Below are 22,616 nucleotides of genomic sequence, written 5' to 3'. Positions count from 1 at the left end.
GAACAACTTTTAACTTTGGCCTATTCCGTAGTGCTTCAACTTATTGGCGACGGTTGTATGGGAAACACTCAATCGCTTGCCTAATAAACGGCTGCTCGGGTGCGCCGCATATAGCTGCTCAAGTACTGCTTTCTCGAACCGCCCGACAATGTCTTCCAGCCCCCCTTCCAGGGAAAACGCTCCCAAGGGTTGTCGCACGCCGTAATCCGGCAGGCGAATATGTTCAGCTTTCACCAGTTTTCCGTCGCACAGCGAAACAGCCTGGAACAATACGTTTTCCAGCTGCCGCACATTGCCCGGCCAGTGGTATTGGCTGAGCCGCTCCATTGCCGCTGGCGCCAGCCGGGGTAAGGCGCAACCAATCTGCCGACTGGCCTGATCAATAAAGTGCTCAACCAGCGGCGCGAGACCGTCCAGGCAGTCGCGCAGGGGCGGAATGTGCAGCGACAGCACGTTGAGCCGGTGGTAGAGGTCCTGGCGGAATTCGCCCCGGGTGCAGAGTTCGGACAAGTCCACTTGCGTGGCACAGATGATGCGCACGTCTAGGTACACCTCCTCGTCGCTGCCGACCCTCCGAAAGCACCCTTCCTGTAAGTAGCGCAGCAGTTTCGCCTGCAACCGTCCACTCATCTCCGCGACCCCGTCGAGAAACAACGTCCCCCCCGAGGTCAATTCGAGCAGCCCCAGCTTGCCATCGGCTCGTGCACCTTCAAATGCGCCGGGGCCGTAGCCGAACAGCTCGGTCTCAGCCATGGATTCGGAAAACCCCGCGCAGTTGAGCGCCATCATCGGCGACTGGCCGCGCGGGCTGGCCAGGTGACAGGCCCGCGCCAGCAGTTCTTTACCCGTGCCGGTTTCGCCTTCGATCAACAACGGCGCATCCAGCGGGGCCATGCGGCGGGCCTCCCGAACCACCGCGGCCATCACCTTCGAACTCTGAAAAATACTGTCGAAACCGCGCAGCTCCTGCTTGCGCACGTTATAGATGTGCTCGCCGACCCGGTCGGCGCGGTGCAGTGTCAGCACGGCGCCGGCCATGGCCTCGCTGTCTTCGTGCTCGGATTGCAGGGGCGCGATGTCAGCCAGAAAGATGTCGCCTTTGACCTTCACGCGCAGACCGTTGATGCGCGAGCGATTGGCGCGCACCAGTTGCGGCAGGTCGAAATCCTCGGCGTAACGGGACAGCGGAATGCCCGGTACTTCATCAACCCGCACGCCCAGCAGCTGCGCGGCGGCGCGGTTGGCCGCAACGATGGAGCCGCCCATGTCGATGGAGAGCACCGGGAATTCAAGTGCGCCGAGCAAAGCATTGAGCTCCATGTGCCGACGCTCGCTGGGCATCAATCCCACACGCTTGACGCCGAATACCCCGGCGACGGTCTCGAACTTCGGCACCAGCGCCTGGAACTGCAGATTGATCAGGTTCGGGCAACGCAGGTAAATGGCGTCGCCATGCTCACCGCCCACTTCGCCGCCGGAGACGTTGACGCCGTAAGCCACCAGCAACTCGAGGATGTCGCGCAGGATACCGACGCGGTTCTGGCAATGGACTTTGATACGCATGGAGGGCTCGCGAACGTGGCATCGATTTCGGATTAGGCCGAGTTTATCGTCAAGAATACGTTACAGCGCAAGCATTGGATGAAGCGCAATGGTGGTGCATATGAGTAAGCAACGGCTAGGCGTCACGATTTCTTTACAGATCCGCGAGCATTGCGGCGCTGATCGAACGGCAAACCTGCACTTCAAGAGCGCCAAATCAGCTATCAATGGCTCAATCGGATTTAACCTCCCTACATACATCGCTTGCTCCATATAAGAAAAAACCATCAGGAGAGCCCCATGAGTACGCAGTACGTCGCCCGCGAGCCGGACGCCACCGGATTCATTGATTACTCGGAAGCCGAGCATAGAATCTGGAACACCCTCATCACCCGGCAGCTCAAAGTCGTCGAGGGCCGTGCGTGCCAGGAGTATCTGGATGGGATCGAGCAACTCGCCCTGCCCCACGACCGTATTCCGCAGCTCGGCGAGATCAACCGCGTCCTCGGCGCTACAACGGGTTGGCAAGTCGAGCGCGTACCGGCGCTGATCCCTTTTCAAACGTTCTTCGAGTTGCTGGCGAGCAAGCGATTTCCAGTCGCTACGTTCATTCGCAGCGAAGAAGAGCTCGACTACCTGCAAGAGCCCGACATCTTTCACGAGGTTTTCGGACACTGCCCGCTACTGACCAACCCCTGGTTTGCAGAATTCACCCACACCTACGGCAAGCTCGGTCTGGCAGCCAGCAAAGAGCAGCGCGTGTATCTTGCCCGCCTCTACTGGATGACCATCGAGTTCGGCCTGGTCGACACGCCCCAAGGGCGCAAGATCTACGGCGGCGGCATCCTTTCCTCGCCCAAGGAAACCGTTTACAGCGTGTCATCAACCCCTGAACATCAACCCTTCGACCCGATTGAAGCCATGCGCACGCCCTACCGCATCGACATTCTGCAGCCGCTGTATTTTGTGCTGCCGGATCTCAAGCGCCTGTTCGACCTTGCCCACGAAGACATCATGGGCATGGCCCGCACGGCGTCCGAACGGGGGCTGCACGCGCCGAAGTTCGCCGCCAAGACCAAAGCCGCCTAAAACAAAAGCTGCCTGAAACAGCAGCCCGAACCCGATCAAGGAATCTCCCAATGACCGCTCTCAATCAATCCCAGTGCGAAGCCTGCCGCGCCGACGCCCCACAGGTCAGTGACGCCGAGCTGCCGGATTTGCTCAAGCAGATCCCGGACTGGAACATCGAAGTGCGTGACGGCGTCATGCAGCTGGAAAAAGTCTTTCTGTTCAAGAATTTCAAATTTGCACTGGCGTTTACCAACGCGGTCGGCGAAATTGCCGAGGCCGAAGGTCACCACCCGGGTCTGCTGACCGAATGGGGCAAAGTGACCGTGACCTGGTGGAGCCATTCCATCAAGGGGCTGCACCGCAACGATTTCATCATGGCCTCCCGCACAGACGAGGTGGCCAAAAGCGCCGAGGGCCGTAAGTAAATGCATTTTTCACAGATCCAGCGCGTACCGGACGATCCCATCCTGGGCCTGATTCAGGCCTATGCCAAAGACCCGAATCCGAACAAGTTCGACTTGGGCGTGGGCGTCTATAAGGATGCGCAGGGCCTCACCACTATTCCCCGTGCGGTGAAAATCGCCGAGCAGCGGCTGGTCGACTCGCAACCCACCAAAAGTTACATCGGTGGCCATGGCGAACCGCGGTTCGGCACGCTGATCTGTGAGCTGGTCATGGGCGCCGACTCACCGCTGATCGCCAGCAAGCGCGTTGGCGCCACCCAGACACCCGGCGGCACCGGCGCGCTGCGTTTGAGCGCGGACTTCATTGCCAATTGCCTGCCGGGCAAGGGCATCTGGCTGAGTGATCCGACCTGGCCGATTCACGAAACCATCTACGCCGCGGCGGGCCTGAAAGTCAGTCACTACCCCTACGTGGGCAGTGACAACACGCTCAACGTGCCGGCCATGCTGGAGACGTTGAGGACCATTCCCGAGGGCGACGTCGTCCTGTTGCATGCCTGCTGCCACAACCCGACCGGGTTCGACCTGTCCCGTGATGACTGGTACGCGGTGCTGGAAATCGTCAAGCAACGCAACCTGCTGCCCTTGATCGATTTCGCGTATCAGGGTTTTGGTGACGGCCTTGAGGAGGACGCCTGGGCGGTTCGCCTGTTTGCCGGCGAACTGCCTGAGTTGCTTATCACCAGTTCCTGCTCGAAAAATTTCGGCCTGTACCGCGAGCGCACCGGCGCCTTGCTGGTCTGCGCCGACACCACCGACAAGCTGCTGGATGTGCGCAGTCAGCTGTCGGCGACGGCCCGTAATCTGTGGTCGAATCCACCGGATCATGGCGCTGCCGTCGTCGCCGAAATCCTCGGCGATCCTGAGTTGAAAGCCCTGTGGGCTGAGGAAGTCGAAGAGATGCGCAGCCGCATTGCGCACCTTCGGGTCGGGCTGGTCGAGGCACTCACGCCGCTGGGTCTGGGTGAACGTTTCGCCCACATCGCCGTGCAGCGCGGCATGTTTTCCTACACCGGCATGAACGACGATCAGGTGGCGCGTCTGCGCAACGAACACAGCGTGTACATGGTGGCGGCGGGTCGCGCCAACGTGGCGGGGATTGACGCCACGCGACTGACTGAGCTGGCAGCGGCATTTGCAGCGGTTTGCGAGGACTGAGGCGATCACCGCTCCCGCACTTTTTCAGGGCCGCGCGCATGTTGTAGGAACCCATGCTCACTACATGACCGGCGGCCCGCATTTAAAAGTCTGATTGTCATTTGTACTGCTGTATCCTCCCTGAGCGTTTTAAGACGCGCTGTTCAATTCAGCCGCAACACACTTGTGAGGAGCGATGATATGCATGAAATCCCGAACTTCCCCTTCCCAAGCCAAACCCAGCAAAGTGCAGCAGCCCGCCAGGAACTCGGTCAGCCGATCGAGATGAAAGCCAGCGGTAAGAGTAACGACAGCAGCAAAGCCCAAAGCCCGCGCTGAAGGCCGAGTTACCGCTGACTGTTCAGCCCCTATGGAAGAGCGTCTTCAAGGTGTATTTCCATAAGGGCTGAATCATTCGCAACAGGCTTCACCTCTGCTTGACCCCGAATCAGATCCGCCCATCCGCTGCTGCCATGAACCGCTATGCCTCATTATCATGTGCCCTCGCACGGATTCAAGCGTCTACGCTTCAACCCGATTGCCCCCTCGCCTTTCTATTTCCGTCGTAACCGTGGATCTATGCCCATGCCAGACGCTTCGAGCGCTGCCCCTCAACGTCCTATGGCTGTCACGCTGCAGGTTGTTTCCATCGTGCTGTTCACCTTCATCGGCTACCTGAACATCGGTATCCCGCTGGCCGTATTGCCGGGCTATGTGCACACCGACCTAGGCTTCGGCGCGGTGGCCGCCGGGCTGGTCATCAGCGTGCAATACCTCGCCACACTGCTCAGCCGCCCCTTTGCCGGGCGCTTCATCGACACCCGAGGCCCGAAAAAGGCCGTCATCATCGGCCTGTTCGGCTGCGGGTTGAGCGGCGTGTTCATGCTCCTCGCCGACTGGCTCGACGCCTGGCCGATGGTCAGTCTGGTCAGCTTGTTCGTGGGCCGTCTGGTGCTCGGCAGCGCAGAAAGTCTGGTTGGCTCCGGCTCGATTGGCTGGGGCATCGGCCGCGTCGGCGCTGCCAACACGGCCAAAGTGATTTCCTGGAACGGTATCGCCAGCTACGGCGCACTGGCCATCGGCGCGCCACTGGGTGTGCTGCTGGTCAGCGCGCTGGGGCTGTGGAGCATGGGCGTCAGTATCATGCTGCTGGCGGCGCTGGGGATTTCCCTGGCCTGGAAGAAAACCCCGGCGCCGCTGGTGCATGGGGAACGTTTGCCCTTCCTTCACGTGCTAGGGCGTGTGCTGCCCCACGGCACCGGGCTGGCGCTGGGTTCGATCGGCTTCGGCACCATCGCGACGTTTATCACCCTGTATTACGCCAGCCACACCTGGCCGAATGCGGTGTTGTGCCTGAGCCTGTTCGGCGCCTGTTTCATCGGCGCACGCCTGCTGTTCGGCAACCTGATCAACCGCATCGGCGGCTTCCGCGTGGCGATTGCCTGCCTGTCAGTGGAGACGTTGGGGTTGCTGCTGCTGTGGCTGGCGCCCAACCCGAATCTGGCGCTGGCCGGTGCGGCGCTGACTGGCTTCGGCTTCTCGCTGGTGTTCCCGGCGCTCGGCGTCGAAGCAGTCAATCTGGTTCCGCCGGCCAGTCGCGGTGCGGCAGTGGGGGCTTATTCGCTGTTCATCGACCTGTCGCTGGGAATTACCGGGCCGGTGGCGGGCGCCGTGGCGGCAGGTTTCGGCTTTGCGTCGATCTTCCTGTTCGCCGCGTTGGCTTCGGTGAGCGGGCTGGGGCTGAGTGTGTATCTGTACAAGCACGCGAACAGGACTCGGGAAAAGCCGGTCACCAGCTGATCACGTCAACGCTGTTTAAAAATCGACCTTGCCCCGCCCTGCCTTGATCGACCCGCGCTTGGTCTTTGATTCCAGCCGGCGGGTCTTCGAGCCCAGGGTCGGTTTGGTCGGCCGACGCTTCTTCTCGACCTTCCCCGCACTGACGATCAGCTCACTCAAACGCTCCAGCGCATCGGCACGGTTCTGTTCCTGCGTCCGGTACTGCTGCGCTTTGATGACGAGCACGCCGTCGCTGGTGATACGACTGTCACGCAGCGCCAGAAGTCGTTCCTTGTAGAACGGCGGCAGCGACGAGGCGTTGATGTCGAAGCGCAGGTGCATGGCGCTGGAAACCTTGTTGACGTTCTGACCACCCGCACCCTGGGCACGGATGGCGGTCAGCTCGACGTCGCTGTCCGGCAGATGGATGTTGTTGGAGATGATCAGCATTGCAACCTATGTCCTGGTTCAAAGCCGCCGCGATTTCACCGGCGGCTCTCGCCTCATTTGATGATCGACGTGCGCTGGGCCATCGACTCGCTGTTGGCCCGGCGCTTGTTCTTGATCAGGTAGAACACCCACATCGCCGCCAGCCAGACCGGGATCGCGTACACCGAAACCCGGATGCCGGGAATCATCAGCATGATCCCCAGAATCAGCACCACAAACGCCAGACAGACGTAGTTGCCATACGGGTACCACAGCGCCTTGAACAACGGCTGCTGGCCGATGCGGCTCAGGTGTTGGCGGAATTTGAGGTGGGAATAGCTGATCATCGCCCAGTTGATCACCAGCGTCGCGACCACCAGCGACATCAACAGCTCGAGGGCGTTTTGCGGCATCAGGTAGTTGAGCAGCACAGCAATCAGCGTCACCGCCGCCGACACCAGAATCGCCCGCACCGGAACACCCCGACTGTCGACCCGCGCCAGTGACTGCGGCGCATCGCCCTGCTCGGCCATGCCGAACAGCATGCGTGCGTTGCAATAAGTGCCGCTGTTGTAGACCGACAAAGCCGCCGTCAGCACGACGAAGTTAAGAATGTGCGCCGCCGTTGTGCTGCCCAGCATCGAGAAAACATGCACGAACGGGCTGCCGCTGTAGGCATCGCCGGACGCATTGAGGTCGACCAGCAAGGCGTCCCACGGCGTCAGTGACAGCAGCACCACCAGCGAGCCGATGTAGAAAATCAGAATCCGGTAGATGACCTGGTTGATGGCCTTCGGAATGATGGTGCGCGGCTGGTCCGCTTCCGCAGCGGTGAAGCCGAGCATTTCCAGGCCCCCGAACGAGAACATGATGAACGCCAGCGCCATGACGAGCCCGCTCACGCCATGGGGGAAGAAGCCACCCCGATCCCACAGATTGCTCACCGACGCTTGCGGGCCACCCTCGCCGCTCACCAGCAGATAACTGCCCAGGGCGATCATCCCCAGGATCGCCACGACCTTGATGATCGCGAACCAGAATTCGGCCTCGCCGAAGACTTTCACATTGGCCAGGTTAATGACGTTGATCATCACGAAGAACACGGCTGCCGAGGCCCACGCAGGGACTTCGGGCCACCAGTACTGAATGTATTTGCCGACGGCGGTCAGCTCGGACATGCCCACCAGAATGTACAAAACCCAGCAGTTCCAGCCCGACAGGAAGCCGGCAAAGCCGCCCCAGTATTTGTGGGCGAAATGGCTGAACGACCCGGCCACCGGCTCTTCGACGATCATCTCGCCCAGCTGGCGCATGATCATGAAGGCGATGAAGCCGCAGACGGCGTAGCCAAGGATCATCGACGGGCCAGCGGACTTCAGCACCCCTGCCGAGCCCAGAAACAGACCCGTGCCGATCGCGCCACCGAGGGCGATCAGCTGGATGTGTCGGTTCTTCAGACCACGCTTCAAGTCACCCGAATGGGACATGTTTTCACTCATTGGCAAACCACCTTGGCGCGCTTGTCTGTGACGGAATCGAACCCGACGCGCTCATGACGCGGCGGAGGGAAACGGAGTGGGTAACCCCGAGGGATTGGCGTCCATACGCCGGTGGATCACAGAAAAAACGGGCGCGCATTGTACACCGCTCACACCGGATTGCGCGGAAGAGTAGGACCGGTTTTAGCCGGGAATCTGTTATTGACTGGGCTCTCAATCACTCTGCCGACACAATTCTGTCGCAAAAATAATTCCCCGAAATCGAAAGCTCCCTAACGTTGTTTTCGCAGGAAGTTTCGATAATTCCGGCGAAATGCCAGCATTTATCTCCCCTTTTTTATTTTGCAACACTCCGGTTATTGCACTAGTTTTTTCAGTGCTTGCTGGCCACGAAGGTCAGTGTGCTTCCATGACGAGGACTTAAGGCGATGCCCTTTCGTCCTCGCTGCATTCGGCAAGTACGTCATTCTCAGGAGATTCACCTATGCAAACAGTTGAACTGGCTCTGGAAGAAGAACTGCAATTGGACGATTGGTTTGAAGCACCGACTCATGATGCCGCTGTGGAAATGATGCAGGCTGACGCCGTCGTGCCGTTTGGCACCGCGATGTGGCCGTTCTAAAACAGCTGAAGGGCGAACGTGGCTAACGCGTTCGCCCTCTTGTTTTAAGCATTCGGAGCGGAGCGCACTATGGATAACAGCAGCGCAATCGAACATTTCCTGTATTACCTGCAACGCCACCCCGCCATCGCCGGCATGAACACTCCCCAAGTACTACTGGCCCATACCCCGGAATACCGCAGCATCGTCAATGGCATCATCGAAAGCGCTACGGCGCGGGATTTCTTCCGGTTCAGCACTATGCCGCTGGACACCACCCCGGTCGGCGAACTGACAGAAGCCATCACCCATTCCGATCTCTATGTCCTGTTCTACGATTCCTCAACGCTGCCCAACCCGCGCGCCGAAGGACCGGCTTTCATTCGTCAGTTGCAGGAGGTGATGTCGGCGCAGTGGAAGAAGTCTCTGCTGTTCAAGGATTACGGCGACTATTTCTACGACACGTTCAGCGTTGAGCCAGAGCGCATCGCGCAGCTGAATGCGGCGTTGATCGACACCATGAACGAAGGCGAGACCCTCAGCTTCAGTGACGAGCACGGCTCGTACTTCGAGGCACCGCTGCGCGAACTGAAGAAGTGGACCAACATCAACGGCGTCGGCAACTACGACCTGGCACCCGGTGAGATCGCCACCCACAGCGAATCCATCAACGGTCATGTGCGGTTCCTCGGCACCTTTCTCAGCACCATCCCTTTCGCGCGCAAGTACGGGATCATCGAATCGCCACTGGAACTGTGGATCGAGAACTCCGTGGTGACCCGCATCGCTACTGACGTACCGGGGCTGGAGCATGACTTCAATAAGTACCTGGACGCCAATCCTTCGAACCGGCGCATCGAAGAACTGGGGATCGGCACCAACGAAGGCGTCAGTCAGCTGTACGCGCGCAACGCGGGGTTCGAAGAGCGTCACTGCGGGCTGCATCTGGGCCTGGGCGGCGGCGCCAAGGGCAGCCATCACATGGACCTGATCTTCAACAGCGGTTCACTGGCCGTGGACAAGCGCGTGGTGTTCGATGGGACCGCCTACGTCGTCTGACTCATAAGCGCGTATAAAAAAACGCCAGTCTCTCGACTGGCGTTTTTCGTAGTGCAGACCGCTGTCAGTGTTTCACAACGCCGTTACTCAGGCTTGCGACGACCGAAGCCTGGACGCTGACCGGAGCCGCTTGGCGGGCCGCGGCGTTTGCCGGACGGGGTCTTGTCGTCCACCAGACCGATGCCGGGACGCGAAGGCTTCGGCTTGGCAGGACGCTTGTTCATGTCGCTCGGACGTTCCGCCACCGGCGTGCCACGACCGCTTTCGCTGCGGGCGCTGTCGCCACGGGCAGTGTCGCCACGACCACCGATGGCCGGACGCGGGGTGCGCGCCGGACGACCGCTTTCCGCAGGTTTGCGCGCCGGGCGCTCGCCATCCGCAAGACGCGGCTCGCGGGCCGGACGATCCGGAGACACCGCATCCTTGGCCGGACGAACCTGACGCACACGCTCGCCTTTGCCCAACGGACGGGACGACTGGCGCTGCAAACGCTCCAGCTTGTCTTTGGTCTTGGCGGTCATCTGCGGCATCGCGACCGGCGTCAGGCCGACCTCGGCACTGAGGATGTCGACTTCCTGCTGGCTCATTTCGCGCCAGCGACCCATTGGCAGGTCGGAATTGAGGAACACCGGACCGAAACGCACGCGCTTCAGGCGGCTGACCACCAACCCCTGGGATTCCCACAACCGGCGAACTTCACGGTTGCGGCCTTCCATGACCACACAGTGGTACCAGTGGTTGAAGCCTTCGCCACCCGGCGCCTGCTGAATGTCGGTGAAACGCGCAGGGCCGTCTTCCAGCACCACGCCAGCCTTCAGGCGCGCCAGCATGTCGTCGTCGACTTCGCCACGGACGCGCACGGCGTACTCGCGGTCCATCTCGAACGAGGGGTGCATCAGGCGGTTGGCCAGTTCACCGTCGGTGGTGAACATCAGCAGGCCGGTGGTGTTGATGTCCAGACGACCGATATTGATCCAGCGGCCTTCTTTCGGGCGCGGCAGGCGATCAAATACAGTCGGACGGCCTTCAGGGTCGTCACGGGTGCAGATTTCACCATCCGGCTTGTTGTACATGACGACGCGGCGAACGGTTTCGGCGGCTTCTTCGCGGCGGATCACGCGACCGTCGACCGTGATGGCGTCGTGCAGGTCAACGCGCTGACCGAGCGTGGCCTGAACGCCGTTGACCTTGATGCGGCCTTCGCCGATCCAGGCTTCAACGTCGCGACGGGAACCGACGCCAATGCGCGCCAGGACCTTCTGCAGTTTTTCGCCTGCTGGGCCGATCTCTTTGTCTTGCTTGTCTTGTTCACTCATCTGGGCACCTCCCGGTGTGTCGAATCAGGGCATGCGCGAGTGGGCATGGCCTGTGGCCCGGCTCTCTGGACGAGAGCGGCTCCGGATCAGAACAACTCTGAAGCGGAACGGGCAGAAAACTGAAATCCCTGGCGCGTGTGGATCGCCAAAAGGTCGCGAATCATACGCGCCTGACGCGCGTTGCGCATCAAAGACTAGGTGAAAAAATCAGGCTCACTTCTTTTTCCGCCGACTGGCGCCCTTGAGCTTGATCAGCCGAAGGGCCGATTCGGCGAGCACCGAGCGCTTTTCGTCCTTTTCCATCTTCTTCCAGGATTTGATCTCGCGCTTGCTACGACCGCAGCCGAGGCAAATCTCTTCGTCGAACTTGCAGAGGCTGATGCAGGGATTCTTGGTGCTCATGGGTTCGCCTGAGTGAGGAATTGGGGCTGCGGACATTTCCGCCGCAGCCATCGTCACCGCGGATCTTCATCGTCCTGCGGCGGTTCTTCCAATTCAGACTCTTTATCGGCCTCATCGAGCAATAAATCGTCGAAGTCGATTTTCAGGCCCTGCTCCATGGTATCCAACTCGGCCAGCAGGCTGCGGAAACTGGTCTCATCCCGAGGGGTTTCAGGCTCTGCGTCGGGATCAACTTCCAGGCTGGCATCGGCCAACGCCTGCAAATGCGCAGGCACTGGCGCGTCGTCGAATTCCAGCACCGGCTCGGTTTCCATCTCGCGCAAGTCGGCCAGCGGCGGCAGTTCGTCGAGGTTCTTCAGGTTGAAATGATCAAGAAAGGCTTTGGTGGTGGCGAACATCGCAGGCTTGCCGGGCACGTCGCGGTAACCGACGATCCTGATCCACTCGCGCTCCATCAGGGTCTTGACGATGTTGGTATTGACCGCGACGCCGCGCACGTCCTCGATCTCGCCCCGGGTGATCGGCTGGCGATAGGCGATAAGCGCCATGGTTTCCAGCAGGGCCCGTGAATAACGCTGGGGCCGTTCTTCCCACAGACGCCCGACCCAGGGCGCGAACTTCTCGCGGATCTGCAAGCGATAGCCGGTGGCGACTTCTTTCAGTTCAAAGGCGCGGTTGTCGCAGGACTTGCCCAGTAACGTCAGCGCCTTTTTGAACACCGGCGGTTCGGGCCGCTCGCCCTCTTCGAACAGCTCATAGAGGCGCTCCAGGGATTGCGGTTTTCCGGAGGCGAGCAGAAACGCTTCGAGCAACGGCGCCAGATCGCGGGGTTCATTCAGGTTCATTGATCAGTTCTTGCTCTTTATTCGGCTCGCGCCCGCACATGAATGACGGCGAAGGCTTCGTTTTGCACCAGCTCCACCAGTTGCTCCTTGACCAGTTCCAGCACAGCCATAAACGTCACCACCACACCCAGCCGCCCCTCTTCTGCCGTGAATAGCTCGGCGAAGGGCACGAAACCCGCGCCTTTCAAGCGCTCCAGCACATCGCTCATGCGCTCGCGGGTGGACAGTGCTTCGCGGCTGACCTGGTGGCTTTCAAACATGTCGCCACGACGCAGCACGTCGGCCATCGACATCAACAGCTCTTCGAGGGCGACATCCGGCAACAACTTGCGCACCCGCGCTTCGGGGGCCTCCAGCCTGGGCACCAGTACGTCACGGCCCACGCGAGACAGCTGATCGATGCTTTCTGCCGCCGCCTTGAACCGCTCATATTGCTGCAAGCGGCGGATCAGTTCGGCGCGGGGGTCGCCCTCTTCCTCTTCGGCCATTTCCGAGCGGGGCAACAACATGCGCGATTTGATCTCGGCGAGCATGGCCGCCATGACCAGGTACTCGGCGGCGAGCTCCAGGCGCACGGTTTTCATCAGCTCGACGTAACCCATGTACTGACGGGTGATTTCCGCCACCGGGATGTCGAGGATGTTGATGTTCTGTTTGCGAATCAGGTAAAGCAGGAGGTCCAGCGGGCCTTCGAAGGCTTCGAGGAACACTTCCAGCGCATCCGGCGGGATGTACAGGTCGACCGGCATCTGTGTGACGGCCTGACCGTAGACCATGGCAAACGGCAGCTCCTGCTGGGCGTTGGCCTGCGGGTCGATGTGAGCGTCGGTCTGAACATCCGGCGTTTGCGCCTCGGTCACTCGACTTCGACCCCGAACGGCGTCGGATCGCCGCAACCCACGCGCACCACCTGCGGCTCGCCATCGGTCAGGTTGACAACGGTCGAAGCCGAAATGCCGCCCTCGCCTGCGTCGATGATCAGGTCCACCTGATGCTCGAGGATCCCGCGCATCTCGTAAGGGTCACTCATCGGAATGGTCTCGCCGGGCATGATCAGGCTCACGCTCATCAGCGGCTCGCCCAGTTCCTGCAGCAGCGCCTGGGCGATGGGATGACCCGGCACGCGCAGGCCGATGGTCCGACGCTTGGGGTGCAGGACCAGACGCGGCACGTCACGGGTGGCGCCGAGGATGAAGGTGTACGGCCCCGGCGTATGCGCCTTGAGCACGCGGAACGCCGCCGTGTCGACCTTGGCGAACAACCCCAGTTGGGACAGGTCGCTGCACATCAGCGTGAAATTGTGTTTGTCATCGAGTTGACGCAGGCGACGGATGCGTTCGACGGCCGTCTTGTCGCCCATCTGGCAACCCAATGCGTAGGACGAATCGGTGGGATACACCACCAGACCGCCCGCCCGGATGATTTCCACGGCCTGCTTGATCAGGCGCGCTTGCGGATTCTCCGGGTGGACCTGGAAAAATTGACTCACGGTAATTTCCTGTTCAGACGGCAGTAGGCTGGTCATGTTTGAACCGACACCAAAGGGGCGGCAGGTCTTCGGGCAATGGGCGATAAACGCCGATTTCAGACCATGCGCCTGGGGCATGAAAATCACTGCCGGCACTGACCAGCAGACCGAACTCACGGGCCAGAATCGCCAGACTGCCGACCTGATCGGCAGGCTGCAGGCCGTTGACCACTTCTATTGCGTGGCCGCCGGCCTGGATGAAGTCGGCGACCAGCTTGCGACGCTTGCTGCGAGTGAAATCGTAATGCGAAGGGTGCGCAAGGCTGATCCAGGCCCCGGCGGCGCGCAGGGTCGCCACCGTTTCCTCAAGGGTCGGCCAGTGTTGCTTGACGTCGCCCAGTTTGCCCGCACCAAGCCATTTGCGGAACGCTTCGGCGCGATCTTTGACGAAACCCTGATTGACCAGAAAGTCGGCAAAATGCGGTCGGGCCGGCGCATTGCCGCTGTCGCCCAGCGCCTGCTGCACCGCGCGCGCACCTTCGAGCGCGCCGGGCATACCTTTCATCGCCAACTTTCGGCTTATTTCTTCGGCCCGCAACCAGCGACCCGTATGCAACTGCTCGATGGCCTCACGCAATTGCGGGGCATCTACGTCGAATCCGTAGCCCAGTACGTGAATGGTGGCACCACCCCAAGTGCAGGACAATTCGATGCCATCAATCAGCTGCATACCCAGCGCAAGCGCCGCAGCACGGGCCTCGGCCAGGCCTTCAAGGGTGTCGTGATCGGTCAGCGCGAGGACTTTGACGCCGTGCTCGTGGGCACGCGCGACAAGTACCGCGGGCGCAAGGGCGCCATCGGAAGCGGTACTGTGGCAGTGCAGATCGACGTTCATAGGGGCGCTTTCGCAGTCATTGATGTTTGTTATTATGCCGTCACATCCAGCTTCTGGCTCTTACTGTGAAACAATTCATCGACTTCATCCCGCTCATCCTGTTCTTCATCGTTTACAAAATCAGCCCGCAAGCCGTCGATGTCCTTGGCCACAGCTTCATGGTAGGCGGGATTTACAGCGCCACCGCGATGCTGATCGCCAGTTCCCTAGTGGTCTACGGCGTCCTTTATGTCCGTCAGGGCAAACTGGAAAAAAGTCAGTGGCTGACGCTGATTGCCTGTCTGGTCTTCGGTAGCCTGACCCTGGCCTTCCACAGCGAAACCTTCCTGAAGTGGAAAGCACCAGTCGTCAATTGGGTCTTCGCGCTGATCTTCGCCGGCAGTCACTTCATTGGCGACCGTCTGTTGATTCAACGCATCATGGGTCACGCGCTGACCCTGCCGCAGGCGGTCTGGACCAAGCTGAACATCGCCTGGATCGTGTTCTTCCTGTTCTGCGGCGCGGCCAATCTCTATGTGGCGTTTACCTATCAAGAATTCTGGGTCGACTTCAAGGTGTTCGGCAGCCTGGGGATGACCCTGCTGTTCCTGGTCGGCCAGGGCATCTTCCTCGCCCGCCATATCCATGACGCCGACCCGTCCACCCAGCCTTCAAACAAAAAAAGAGAGGACTGACATGCTCTACGCAATCGTGGCAACCGACGTCGCCAACTCGCTGGAAAAACGCCTGGCCGCACGCCCTGCGCATCTGGAGCGTTTGAACGCAATGAAAGCCGAGGGCCGCATCGTCCTTGCGGGCCCGATGCCTGCGATAGACAGTATCGACCCGGGCACGGCAGGGTTTACCGGCAGCCTGATCGTCGCCGAATTCGAGTCGCTCAAGGACGCCCAAGCCTGGGCCGATGCTGATCCCTACGTCGCAGCGGGTGTCTACGCTGGCGTGGTCGTCAAACCCTTCAAGCAAGTCCTTCCCTGATACGTCAGTCGAGCACCCGGCTTTTTTCACGAGTCGGGCCGCCTTCAACCCGCACGCTAAAGCTCACCCTTCGCACCGCCCTGCCGATACGTTGCTAGAACCAAAGGCTTTAACTGCGGCTCAAAGAGGCACGGGCGGTCATGCCTTGTGGGTGTTGATCGAACAATAATGGTTTGTCGCGAGGGGTCACGCAGCAAGGGTGGCCCTCCAGTGCGGTATCTTTGCCAGCGGCTGGCGTAGACGTCGTCGGCACTGGCTAAATTGAGTGAGTCATGAGCGAGCTGTTACTTATTGATGATGACCAGGAGCTCTGTGAGCTTCTGAGCAGTTGGTTGAGTCAGGAAGGGTTCGCCGTGCGCGCCTGCCACGATGGCCAGAGCGCGCGCAAGGCGCTCGCTGAATTTGCACCCGCTGCGGTGGTGCTGGACGTGATGCTCCCCGACGGCAGCGGTCTGGAACTGCTCAAACAATTGCGCACCGATCACCCAGACCTCCCCGTGCTGATGCTCTCGGCGCGCGGCGAACCGCTGGACCGTATCCTCGGTCTGGAGCTGGGCGCCGACGATTACTTGGCCAAGCCCTGCGACCCACGCGAACTGACCGCACGTCTGCGTGCCGTGTTGCGCCGCAGCCACCCCACGGCGGTGTCGTCCCAGATCGAGCTGGGTGACCTGTGCTTCAGTCCGGCGCGCGGTGTGGTCACGATTGACGAGCAGGAATTCACCCTCACCGTTTCCGAAGCGCGCCTTCTTGAAGCCTTGCTTGGTCAGCCCGGCGAGCCGCTGGAAAAGCAGGAGCTGGCGCAACTGGCCCTGGGTCGCAAGCTTACCCTCTACGACCGCAGCCTTGATATGCACGTCAGCAACCTGCGCAAGAAGATCGGTCCTCACGCCGACGGCCGCCCGCGCATCGTGGCCCTGCGCAGCCGTGGGTATTATTACAGCCTCTAGCGAGGCAGCTGATAGTGGCAAGCTTCAAGCTGCAAGTAAAAGCGACAGCATCGGCAGCGACGCCGGACCGCTTCTGGCTTGAAGCTTGTGGCTTGCCGCTTACAGCTGGGCGCGCACTCGGTAGCAGGCACACTACGTCAACACGCCAGCGCGCCCCCTTTACCCAAGCTTTACCGACGCCTGACCTCGCTTGACCTTGATCTCCCTAAACTGGCCTCAACCGGCACAGAGCCGAAATCGAGACAAGGAGATTCACCATGCGCAAGACTTTGATGGCTTTGATGTTCGCCGCAGCCCTGCCTACCGTCGCAATGGCCATGCCTCCGGAAGGCGGCCCGATGGGTGGCCCTGGCGGCCCAGGCTTCGATGGCCCCGGCATGCATCACCGTAAAGGCCCGATGGACAAGCTGAACCTGACCCCGGAACAACGTCAGCAAGTCGACAGGCTGATGGGCGCTCAATGGCACGGCCGCAACGAGATCACCCAGAAGTACCTGGCCAAGCTGTCGGCTGCCGACCAGAAGGCGATGAAGGATGAACAGGACGCCGCCCGTGCTAAAACGCAGTCCGACATCCGCGCCCTGCTGACGCCGGAGCAACAGAAGACCTTCGACCAGGTCCAGAAAGACGAAGCCCAGCGCCGCGCGGACCGCGCCGAGTTCGAAGCCTGGAAAGCGCAGAAAGCGCAAAAAACCCAGTAACTGCCTGCTGGCGCGGCATTACACTTCCCCCAACCCGACACGCTTCCCGGCGTGTCGGGTTTTCTGTTTGACGAACCGGGTTGAGGGCAGCACGTGCGTTCATTGTTCTGGAGAATCCTGGCGAGCTTCTGGCTGGCCATCGCGTTGGTGGCGGGCCTGTCGATTCTGATGGGCCATGTGCTCAATCAGGACGCCTGGATTCTCAGTCGTCATCCCGGTCTGCATAACTTGCCGCAGAAATGGGTCGAGCTGTACGAAGGCCAAGGTGAGAAATCTGCCCAGGACTATCTGCAAGACCTCAAGCGCAAATACCACATCGACGTTCAGGTGCTGAACGACAGCGGCGAAGCGGTGATCCCCGGCACCTTCCCGCCCCGCGCGGCGGCTTTTGAAGAGCGGCAGAAAGACGACACACGCCCATTGCCGTGGCGGCGCCTGACCAGCGAATACACCAGCGAAAAAACCGGTGAAACCTACCTGCTGATTTACCGTATCCCCCACCCGGAGCTGGACGCGTGGCACCGCGACAGTCTGGTCTGGCCGCTGAGTGCGCTGGGTATCGCGCTGGTGGTGCTGACGTTGTTCAGCCTGATGGTGACGCTGTCGATTACCCGCCCGTTAAGCCGTCTGCGCGGCGCGGTGCATGATCTCGGCCAGACCACCTACCAGCAAAACAGCCTGGCGCAACTGGCTAATCGACGGGATGAATTCGGCGTGCTGGCAAATGACTTCAACCGCATGGGCGCCCGGCTGCAGAGTCAGATCAGCAGCCAGCGGCAGTTGCTGCGTGACGTTTCCCATGAACTGCGCTCTCCCCTGGCCCGGCTGCGGATTGCCCTGGCGCTGGCCGAACGTGCCGAACCGGTCGAGCGAGACAAGCTGTGGCCGCGCCTGACGCGCGAGTGCGACCGGCTGGAAGAGTTGATCAGCGAGATTCTGGCGCTGGCACGACTGGACGCCGACATGGGCAGCGCCACGGCGGTGGATCTGTCAGGGCTGTTGCACCATCTGCAGGCCGAGACGGAGATGGGCATCGGCGAACAGACGGTTTCGGTGTCGGTGGAGCCAGGCGTGCAGTTGCAGGGCTGGCCGAGCGTGCTGGAACGGGCGCTGGATAATCTGCTGCGCAACGCGCTGCGTTTCAATCCGGCAGGTCAGCCGATCGAGTTGAGCGCGAGCATTGAGGGGGATGAACTGCGCCTTAGCGTGCGGGATCATGGTCCCGGCGCCAACCCGGAGCATCTGGCGCAGTTGGGCGAGCCCTTCTATCGCGCGCCGAACCAGACCGCACCAGGTTACGGGCTGGGTCTGGCGATCGCCAAACGCGCCGCCGAGAAGCACGGCGGAACCCTGGTGCTGGGCAATCACCCGCAGGGCGGGTTCGTGGCCAGCATCGTCGTGCCGCGCGAGCTGATCGCTACGCAGCCCCGCTGAAGGGGTGCGGTGGTTAGTAGGACCGGCTTCAGCCGGGAAGAGGCCAGTGTAGGCGCCATCCATCTTGCAGCGTAACGTAGAACGCCTTCCCGGCTAAAGCCGGTCCTACAAATCGGGGCCGGCTATAACGGTTACATCACCCTTCCCACGCGCTCACAAAATCAGCCACCTCCGGCTTCGCGGGTTCACGCGGCGGGTTTTGGGGCGTGCCCAGGTAGAGAAAGCCGACGACTTCTTCTTCGCCTGTCAGACCCAACCCTTCGGCGACGTGGCGAGAGTACGACAAATCCCCCGAGCGCCAGACCGCGCCGATACCCATCGCGTAGGCAGCCAGCAGGATTCCGTGGGCGGCACATCCTGCGGTGATCACTTGTTCCTTTTTCGGCACCTTGAAGTGATCGGTCAGCCTGGCGATGACCACGACCACCAACGGTGCGCGAAGCGGGCCGTTACGGGCCTTGTCCAGCGCTTTGGCGTCGACGTCGCCGCCTTTGTCGATCAACGCCTGGGCCAGCAATTCGCCCATGCGATGACGGGCATCGCCTTCGACGGTCAAAAAGCGATAAGGCCGCAACACGCCGTGGTCAGGCGCGCGCAGGGCGGCGCCAAAGAGGATCTCGCGCTGCTCGGCGTCCGGGGCGGGTTCGATCAAGCGGGGCACGGACACGCGATTAAGCAATACGTCGAGCGCTTCCATTAAGTCGTCTCCAGGAAAAATGACGGGCCATTGTAGTGCCCTCGGTGCAGTCTTGAACTTCAATAACGATTAACCCGGGCAATTACTTACAACACTCTCGGAAATGCCTCGGTTTACACCAACGGGCTCGCGAGTAGAATGGCCGCCCTCTTACTTCCTGATCAGAGCGACTGCATGGCGTTGCCGACCCTCCGCATCATCGGTTTCATTATCGGCATCTTCCTGATTACCCTGGCCATCGCCATGGTGGTGCCGATGATCACCTTGATGATCTTCCACCGCACCGCCGACATGCCGTCGTTTCTGTGGTCGAGCCTGATCACCTTCGTGTCCGGGCTGGCATTGGTGGGCCAGGGCCGGCCAGAGCATGTGCAACTGCGCCCGCGCGACATGTACCTGCTGACGGTCAGCAGTTGGGTCATTGTGTGCATCTTCGCGGCGCTGCCGTTTTTGCTGACCCAACACATCAGCTACACCGACTCCTTCTTCGAAAGCATGTCCGGCATCACCGCGACGGGTTCCACCGTGCTCAGCGGCCTGGACACCATGTCCCCCGGCATCCTCATCTGGCGTTCGTTGCTGCACTGGCTCGGCGGCATCGGCTTCATCGGCATGGCGGTGGCGATTCTGCCGCTGTTGCGCATCGGCGGCATGCGCCTGTTCCAGACCGAGTCGTCGGACCGTTCCGAAAAAGTCATGCCGCGTTCCCACATGGTCGCCAAGTTCATCGTCCTGGTTTACCTCGGCATTACCGTGCTCGGCACGCTCGCATTCTGGTGGGCCGGCATGAGCCTGTTCGACGCCATCAATCACGCGATGTCGGCGATATCGACGGGAGGGTTCTCCACCTCTGACCAGTCACTGGCGAAATGGCCACAACCCGCCGTCCATTGGGTGGCGATCGTCGTGATGATCCTCGGCGCCCTGCCGTTCACCCTGTACGTGGCGACACTGCGGGGCAATCGCGGCGCTCTGCTCAAGGATCAGCAGGTGCAGGGTTTCCTCGTCCTGCTGCTGGTCACGTGGCTGGTGATGGGAGCCTGGTACTGGGCGACGACCGATCTGCCGTGGTACGACGCGTTGCGTCATGTCGCGCTGAACGTGACCTCGGTGGTGACCACCACCGGCTTTGCGCTGGGGGATTACAGCCTGTGGGGCAACTTCGCGCTGATGCTGTTCTTCTATCTGGGGTTCATCGGCGGATGTTCGGGGTCGACGGCGGGCGGGGTGAAAGTCTTCCGCTTTCAGGTCGCGTACATTTTGCTGCGCGCCAACCTGCACCAACTGATTCACCCGCGCGCGGTGATCAAGCAGAAATACAACGGGCACCGGCTGGATGACGAGATCGTGCGCTCGATTCTGACCTTCTCGTTTTTCTTCACCTTCACCATCTGCCTGATCGCGCTGATGCTGTCGCTGCTGGGGCTGGACTGGATGACCGCGCTGACGGGCGCCGCCAGTACCGTGTCGGGCGTAGGGCCAGGGCTCGGTGAAACTATCGGGCCGGCGGGTAATTTCTCGACGCTGCCGGACGCCGCCAAGTGGATTCTGTCCCTGGGCATGCTGCTCGGGCGGCTGGAGATCATCACGGTGCTGGTGCTGTGCATCCCGGCGTTCTGGCGTCACTAGAACACTGCAGGCCGGGCAACATCCCTGGCGGCGGCGTTAGAAATTTCACCCAGGGCGGCGGGGGCTCGACTAAGCTCAGCCAACACCTTGGCCGCAGAGCAAAACCTTGTGGAAACCCTGAAGACTTTCGACCGGTTTGCAGATTTCTATCCGTATTACCTGCATGAACACCGCGACAGCACCTGCCGTCGTTTGCATTTCATCGGCACCAGCCTGGTCATCCTGATCCTGGCATTCGCCGTGCTCAGCGCAAACTGGACGTTATTGTGGGTCTTGCCGTTGGCGGGTTACGCGTTTGCCTGGGTCGGCCACTTCTTTTTCGAAAAGAACCGTCCGGCCACGTTCAAGCATCCGTTCTACAGCCTGCTCGGCGATTTCGTCATGTACAAGGACATGCTCAGGGGCAAAGTGCCGTTTTGACCCCCCGTTATCGGCGTCGCTCATGACGCCTTGCTGCCGCGCCGCTTGAGCAAAAAGCTGCCGGCGCTCAGACCGTCTCGCCCACCGGCTCCGGGGCTTGCGGGCTTTTAACCTTGACGTGGGCATCGGCCAGGCGGAACAGCTCGATCGTGCCATCCCAGTGCTCGATCAAGGCCGTGCAGGACTCCACCCAGTCGCCGCAGTTGAGGTACTCCACGCCGCCCACCTCACGGATTTCGGCGTGGTGAATGTGTCCGCACACCACGCCATCGAGCCCGCGCTTGACGCACTCGTGGGCGATGGCTTCCTCGAAGTCGCTGATGAAATTCACCGCAGTCTTGACCTTGTGTTTCAGGTACGCCGACAGCGACCAATAGCCGTAGCCGTATTTGGCGCGCCAGTGGTTGAGCCAGCGATTGAGGGTCAGGGTGAATTCGTAGGCCGAGTCGCCAAGGAAGGCGAGCCAGCGGTGATAGCGGGTGATGACGTCGAACTGGTCACCGTGGATCACCAGCAGACGACGACCATCGGCGGTGAGGTGCACGGCCTCATCAACCAGCTGGATGTTGCCCAGAATGAGTTTTGAATAGCGGCGCAGAAATTCGTCGTGGTTGCCGGTGACATAGATGACTTCTGTCCCGCGCTTGCTCATGGTCAGCAGGCGGCGGATGACGTTGGTGTGCGCCTGGGGCCAGTACATGCCGCCACGCATCTTCCAGCCGTCGATGATGTCGCCGACCAGGTACACCTTGTCGGCATGGTATTGCTTGAGAAATGCGGAGAGGTGTTCGGCCTGGCAGTCCCGGGTTCCCAGATGCACGTCAGAGATCCACAAGGTCCGGACACGTTGTTTGCGGCTGGGTTTCGCGTTCTCGGCAATGCTCATGGACCACCTCCACTTTGGTTTTCCCAAGCGTGGACGTGGTCAGTGATATGAACATGACGACTGTGTTTAGCTTTGATGACATGACATATCGATTAACACTTGGCTACGCCCGACGTAGTCAGGTGTCCAGGCCGGCGTGACGATCGTTGTGTCCGAGGTCCCGGTCCGGATCGATTTGATCACGCACACGCTGCTTGAGAATCTTGGCCTCGGGAAACCCGCCGTCGGCCTTGCGCTCCCAGATCTGCACGTCATTGCAAGTAATGCGGAACACACCGCCGGTGCCCGGGCTCAGCGACACCTTGCCGAGATCGTCGGCGAAGGTGCTTAGCAGTTCTTGAGCCAGCCAGGCGGCACGCAACAGCCAATGGCATTGTGTGCAGTAGGTGATGGTGATTTCAGGCTTGGCTGACATTG

At 60.8% G+C, this 22,616-nt stretch carries 26 protein-coding genes; 14 read left to right on the top strand and 12 right to left on the bottom strand.

What is annotated here, in order from left to right; all coding sequences use genetic code 11:
- Positions 1-9 precede the first annotated feature (9 nt).
- Complete coding sequence (locus FX982_RS13915; protein ID WP_172611228.1) at positions 10-1,563, bottom strand: sigma-54-dependent transcriptional regulator; 1,554 nt, start codon at positions 1,561-1,563, stop codon at positions 10-12.
- Between the two features lie 279 nt (positions 1,564-1,842).
- Between FX982_RS13915 and phhA the strand changes: the two genes are divergently transcribed.
- The 5 genes from phhA to FX982_RS13890 all read left to right on the top strand — a co-directional run bounded on the left by phhA (position 1,843) and on the right by FX982_RS13890 (position 6,014).
- On the top strand, positions 1,843-2,631 hold the full coding sequence (gene phhA / locus FX982_RS13910; protein WP_172611226.1) for a phenylalanine 4-monooxygenase: 789 nt from the start codon (positions 1,843-1,845) through the stop codon (positions 2,629-2,631).
- Between the two features lie 50 nt (positions 2,632-2,681).
- The gene (locus tag FX982_RS13905) at positions 2,682-3,038 is read left to right on the top strand and encodes a 4a-hydroxytetrahydrobiopterin dehydratase (protein ID WP_074890313.1); all 357 of its coding nucleotides are present in this window, start codon (positions 2,682-2,684) and stop codon (positions 3,036-3,038) included.
- Positions 3,039-4,235 carry an amino acid aminotransferase gene (locus tag FX982_RS13900; RefSeq protein ID WP_172611225.1) on the top strand — a complete coding sequence of 399 codons (1,197 nt, stop codon included), beginning with the start codon at positions 3,039-3,041 and terminating at the stop codon, positions 4,233-4,235.
- Positions 4,236-4,415: 180 nt separating this feature from the next.
- On the top strand, positions 4,416-4,553 hold the full coding sequence (locus tag FX982_RS13895) for a hypothetical protein (protein WP_163023151.1): 138 nt from the start codon (positions 4,416-4,418) through the stop codon (positions 4,551-4,553).
- Between the two features lie 246 nt (positions 4,554-4,799).
- Positions 4,800-6,014, top strand: a complete 1,215-nt coding sequence (locus tag FX982_RS13890; protein WP_172611223.1) for an MFS transporter — start codon at positions 4,800-4,802, stop codon at positions 6,012-6,014.
- A 15-nt stretch (positions 6,015-6,029) separates the two neighbouring features.
- On the opposite strand, the gene arfB is transcribed toward FX982_RS13890, so the two are convergent.
- Both arfB and FX982_RS13880 read right to left on the bottom strand, forming a co-directional pair.
- Positions 6,030-6,443 carry an alternative ribosome rescue aminoacyl-tRNA hydrolase ArfB gene (arfB, locus tag FX982_RS13885; protein WP_172611221.1) on the bottom strand — a complete coding sequence of 138 codons (414 nt, stop codon included), beginning with the start codon at positions 6,441-6,443 and terminating at the stop codon, positions 6,030-6,032.
- A 53-nt stretch (positions 6,444-6,496) separates the two neighbouring features.
- Positions 6,497-7,921 (bottom strand): amino acid permease, encoded by a 1,425-nt coding sequence (locus FX982_RS13880; RefSeq protein WP_172611219.1) that lies wholly within the window; start codon positions 7,919-7,921, stop codon positions 6,497-6,499.
- A 484-nt stretch (positions 7,922-8,405) separates the two neighbouring features.
- Here FX982_RS13880 and FX982_RS13875 point away from each other — a divergent pair, with 484 nt between their 5' ends.
- Together FX982_RS13875 and FX982_RS13870 are read left to right on the top strand one after the other, a co-directional pair.
- A complete protein-coding gene (locus FX982_RS13875; RefSeq protein ID WP_163022139.1) occupies positions 8,406-8,543 on the top strand; it encodes a hypothetical protein in 138 nt (45 codons plus the stop codon).
- Between the two features lie 69 nt (positions 8,544-8,612).
- Entirely contained in the window at positions 8,613-9,581 is a 969-nt protein-coding gene (locus FX982_RS13870) for a leucyl aminopeptidase (protein ID WP_172611217.1), read from the top strand.
- 83 nt (positions 9,582-9,664) lie between these two features.
- Here the strand turns inward: FX982_RS13870 and rluB are convergent, their stop codons facing one another.
- The 6 genes from rluB to FX982_RS13840 form a co-directional block, all read right to left on the bottom strand.
- Complete coding sequence (gene rluB, locus FX982_RS13865; protein ID WP_172611216.1) at positions 9,665-10,897, bottom strand: 23S rRNA pseudouridine(2605) synthase RluB; 1,233 nt, start codon at positions 10,895-10,897, stop codon at positions 9,665-9,667.
- Between the two features lie 213 nt (positions 10,898-11,110).
- Positions 11,111-11,299, bottom strand: coding sequence for a DUF1289 domain-containing protein (locus FX982_RS13860; protein WP_163022138.1), 189 nt, complete (start codon positions 11,297-11,299; stop codon positions 11,111-11,113).
- Positions 11,300-11,352: 53 nt separating this feature from the next.
- Positions 11,353-12,144: an SMC-Scp complex subunit ScpB gene (scpB, locus tag FX982_RS13855; RefSeq protein WP_172611214.1), complete on the bottom strand. Its 792-nt coding sequence runs from the start codon at positions 12,142-12,144 to the stop codon at positions 11,353-11,355.
- Between the two features lie 17 nt (positions 12,145-12,161).
- Positions 12,162-12,860 carry a segregation and condensation protein A gene (locus tag FX982_RS13850; RefSeq protein WP_172613056.1) on the bottom strand — a complete coding sequence of 233 codons (699 nt, stop codon included), beginning with the start codon at positions 12,858-12,860 and terminating at the stop codon, positions 12,162-12,164.
- Positions 12,861-13,000: 140 nt separating this feature from the next.
- Positions 13,001-13,633, bottom strand: coding sequence for an L-threonylcarbamoyladenylate synthase (locus FX982_RS13845; protein ID WP_108121457.1), 633 nt, complete (start codon positions 13,631-13,633; stop codon positions 13,001-13,003).
- Between the two features lie 13 nt (positions 13,634-13,646).
- On the bottom strand, positions 13,647-14,507 hold the full coding sequence (locus tag FX982_RS13840; RefSeq protein WP_122537532.1) for a PHP domain-containing protein: 861 nt from the start codon (positions 14,505-14,507) through the stop codon (positions 13,647-13,649).
- A 65-nt stretch (positions 14,508-14,572) separates the two neighbouring features.
- Here FX982_RS13840 and FX982_RS13835 point away from each other — a divergent pair, with 65 nt between their 5' ends.
- From FX982_RS13835 to FX982_RS13815, 5 genes are all read left to right on the top strand, one after another.
- On the top strand, positions 14,573-15,181 hold the full coding sequence (locus FX982_RS13835) for a septation protein A (RefSeq protein ID WP_172611213.1): 609 nt from the start codon (positions 14,573-14,575) through the stop codon (positions 15,179-15,181).
- Position 15,182: 1 nt separating this feature from the next.
- Positions 15,183-15,482, top strand: a complete 300-nt coding sequence (locus tag FX982_RS13830) for a YciI family protein (RefSeq protein ID WP_122537530.1) — start codon at positions 15,183-15,185, stop codon at positions 15,480-15,482.
- Between the two features lie 272 nt (positions 15,483-15,754).
- Positions 15,755-16,432 carry a response regulator transcription factor gene (locus FX982_RS13825; RefSeq protein WP_122537529.1) on the top strand — a complete coding sequence of 226 codons (678 nt, stop codon included), beginning with the start codon at positions 15,755-15,757 and terminating at the stop codon, positions 16,430-16,432.
- 257 nt (positions 16,433-16,689) lie between these two features.
- Positions 16,690-17,133 carry a Spy/CpxP family protein refolding chaperone gene (locus tag FX982_RS13820; protein WP_172611211.1) on the top strand — a complete coding sequence of 148 codons (444 nt, stop codon included), beginning with the start codon at positions 16,690-16,692 and terminating at the stop codon, positions 17,131-17,133.
- Positions 17,134-17,226: 93 nt separating this feature from the next.
- On the top strand, positions 17,227-18,567 hold the full coding sequence (locus tag FX982_RS13815) for a sensor histidine kinase (RefSeq protein WP_172611210.1): 1,341 nt from the start codon (positions 17,227-17,229) through the stop codon (positions 18,565-18,567).
- Positions 18,568-18,703: 136 nt separating this feature from the next.
- Here FX982_RS13815 and FX982_RS13810 read toward each other — a convergent pair whose 3' ends face one another.
- Positions 18,704-19,264 (bottom strand): NAD(P)H nitroreductase, encoded by a 561-nt coding sequence (locus FX982_RS13810; protein WP_172611209.1) that lies wholly within the window; start codon positions 19,262-19,264, stop codon positions 18,704-18,706.
- A 174-nt stretch (positions 19,265-19,438) separates the two neighbouring features.
- Between FX982_RS13810 and FX982_RS13805 the strand changes: the two genes are divergently transcribed.
- Together FX982_RS13805 and FX982_RS13800 are read left to right on the top strand one after the other, a co-directional pair.
- Positions 19,439-20,893 carry a TrkH family potassium uptake protein gene (locus FX982_RS13805; RefSeq protein ID WP_172613055.1) on the top strand — a complete coding sequence of 485 codons (1,455 nt, stop codon included), beginning with the start codon at positions 19,439-19,441 and terminating at the stop codon, positions 20,891-20,893.
- A gap of 108 nt (positions 20,894-21,001) precedes the next feature.
- Positions 21,002-21,313 (top strand): DUF962 domain-containing protein, encoded by a 312-nt coding sequence (locus tag FX982_RS13800; RefSeq protein WP_172611208.1) that lies wholly within the window; start codon positions 21,002-21,004, stop codon positions 21,311-21,313.
- 67 nt (positions 21,314-21,380) lie between these two features.
- Here the strand turns inward: FX982_RS13800 and FX982_RS13795 are convergent, their stop codons facing one another.
- Together FX982_RS13795 and FX982_RS13790 are read right to left on the bottom strand one after the other, a co-directional pair.
- Positions 21,381-22,199 carry a UDP-2,3-diacylglucosamine diphosphatase gene (locus tag FX982_RS13795; protein ID WP_172611206.1) on the bottom strand — a complete coding sequence of 273 codons (819 nt, stop codon included), beginning with the start codon at positions 22,197-22,199 and terminating at the stop codon, positions 21,381-21,383.
- A gap of 118 nt (positions 22,200-22,317) precedes the next feature.
- The gene (locus FX982_RS13790) at positions 22,318-22,614 is read right to left on the bottom strand and encodes a SelT/SelW/SelH family protein (protein WP_172611205.1); all 297 of its coding nucleotides are present in this window, start codon (positions 22,612-22,614) and stop codon (positions 22,318-22,320) included.
- Positions 22,615-22,616 lie beyond the last annotated feature (2 nt).

The sequence above is a fragment of the Pseudomonas graminis genome, from assembly GCF_013201545.1.
In the GTDB taxonomy this organism is placed as follows: domain Bacteria; phylum Pseudomonadota; class Gammaproteobacteria; order Pseudomonadales; family Pseudomonadaceae; genus Aquipseudomonas.
Note: the sequence above shows the minus strand (reverse complement) of the source record. Positions and strands in the feature narration are given on the sequence as shown.

Coding starts and splice junctions, on each gene's coding strand:
- FX982_RS13915 (WP_172611228.1), bottom strand. CDS start 1,563: ATGCGTATCAAAGTCCATTGCCAGAACCGCGTCGGTATCCTGCGCGAC.
- phhA (WP_172611226.1), top strand. CDS start 1,843: ATGAGTACGCAGTACGTCGCCCGCGAGCCGGACGCCACCGGATTCATT.
- FX982_RS13905 (WP_074890313.1), top strand. CDS start 2,682: ATGACCGCTCTCAATCAATCCCAGTGCGAAGCCTGCCGCGCCGACGCC.
- FX982_RS13900 (WP_172611225.1), top strand. CDS start 3,039: ATGCATTTTTCACAGATCCAGCGCGTACCGGACGATCCCATCCTGGGC.
- FX982_RS13895 (WP_163023151.1), top strand. CDS start 4,416: ATGCATGAAATCCCGAACTTCCCCTTCCCAAGCCAAACCCAGCAAAGT.
- FX982_RS13890 (WP_172611223.1), top strand. CDS start 4,800: ATGCCAGACGCTTCGAGCGCTGCCCCTCAACGTCCTATGGCTGTCACG.
- arfB (WP_172611221.1), bottom strand. CDS start 6,443: ATGCTGATCATCTCCAACAACATCCATCTGCCGGACAGCGACGTCGAG.
- FX982_RS13880 (WP_172611219.1), bottom strand. CDS start 7,921: ATGAGTGAAAACATGTCCCATTCGGGTGACTTGAAGCGTGGTCTGAAG.
- FX982_RS13875 (WP_163022139.1), top strand. CDS start 8,406: ATGCAAACAGTTGAACTGGCTCTGGAAGAAGAACTGCAATTGGACGAT.
- FX982_RS13870 (WP_172611217.1), top strand. CDS start 8,613: ATGGATAACAGCAGCGCAATCGAACATTTCCTGTATTACCTGCAACGC.
- rluB (WP_172611216.1), bottom strand. CDS start 10,897: ATGAGTGAACAAGACAAGCAAGACAAAGAGATCGGCCCAGCAGGCGAA.
- FX982_RS13860 (WP_163022138.1), bottom strand. CDS start 11,299: ATGAGCACCAAGAATCCCTGCATCAGCCTCTGCAAGTTCGACGAAGAG.
- scpB (WP_172611214.1), bottom strand. CDS start 12,144: ATGAACCTGAATGAACCCCGCGATCTGGCGCCGTTGCTCGAAGCGTTT.
- FX982_RS13840 (WP_122537532.1), bottom strand. CDS start 14,507: ATGAACGTCGATCTGCACTGCCACAGTACCGCTTCCGATGGCGCCCTT.
- FX982_RS13830 (WP_122537530.1), top strand. CDS start 15,183: ATGCTCTACGCAATCGTGGCAACCGACGTCGCCAACTCGCTGGAAAAA.
- FX982_RS13825 (WP_122537529.1), top strand. CDS start 15,755: ATGAGCGAGCTGTTACTTATTGATGATGACCAGGAGCTCTGTGAGCTT.
- FX982_RS13820 (WP_172611211.1), top strand. CDS start 16,690: ATGCGCAAGACTTTGATGGCTTTGATGTTCGCCGCAGCCCTGCCTACC.
- FX982_RS13810 (WP_172611209.1), bottom strand. CDS start 19,264: ATGGAAGCGCTCGACGTATTGCTTAATCGCGTGTCCGTGCCCCGCTTG.
- FX982_RS13805 (WP_172613055.1), top strand. CDS start 19,439: ATGGCGTTGCCGACCCTCCGCATCATCGGTTTCATTATCGGCATCTTC.
- FX982_RS13795 (WP_172611206.1), bottom strand. CDS start 22,199: ATGAGCATTGCCGAGAACGCGAAACCCAGCCGCAAACAACGTGTCCGG.
- FX982_RS13790 (WP_172611205.1), bottom strand. CDS start 22,614: ATGTCAGCCAAGCCTGAAATCACCATCACCTACTGCACACAATGCCAT.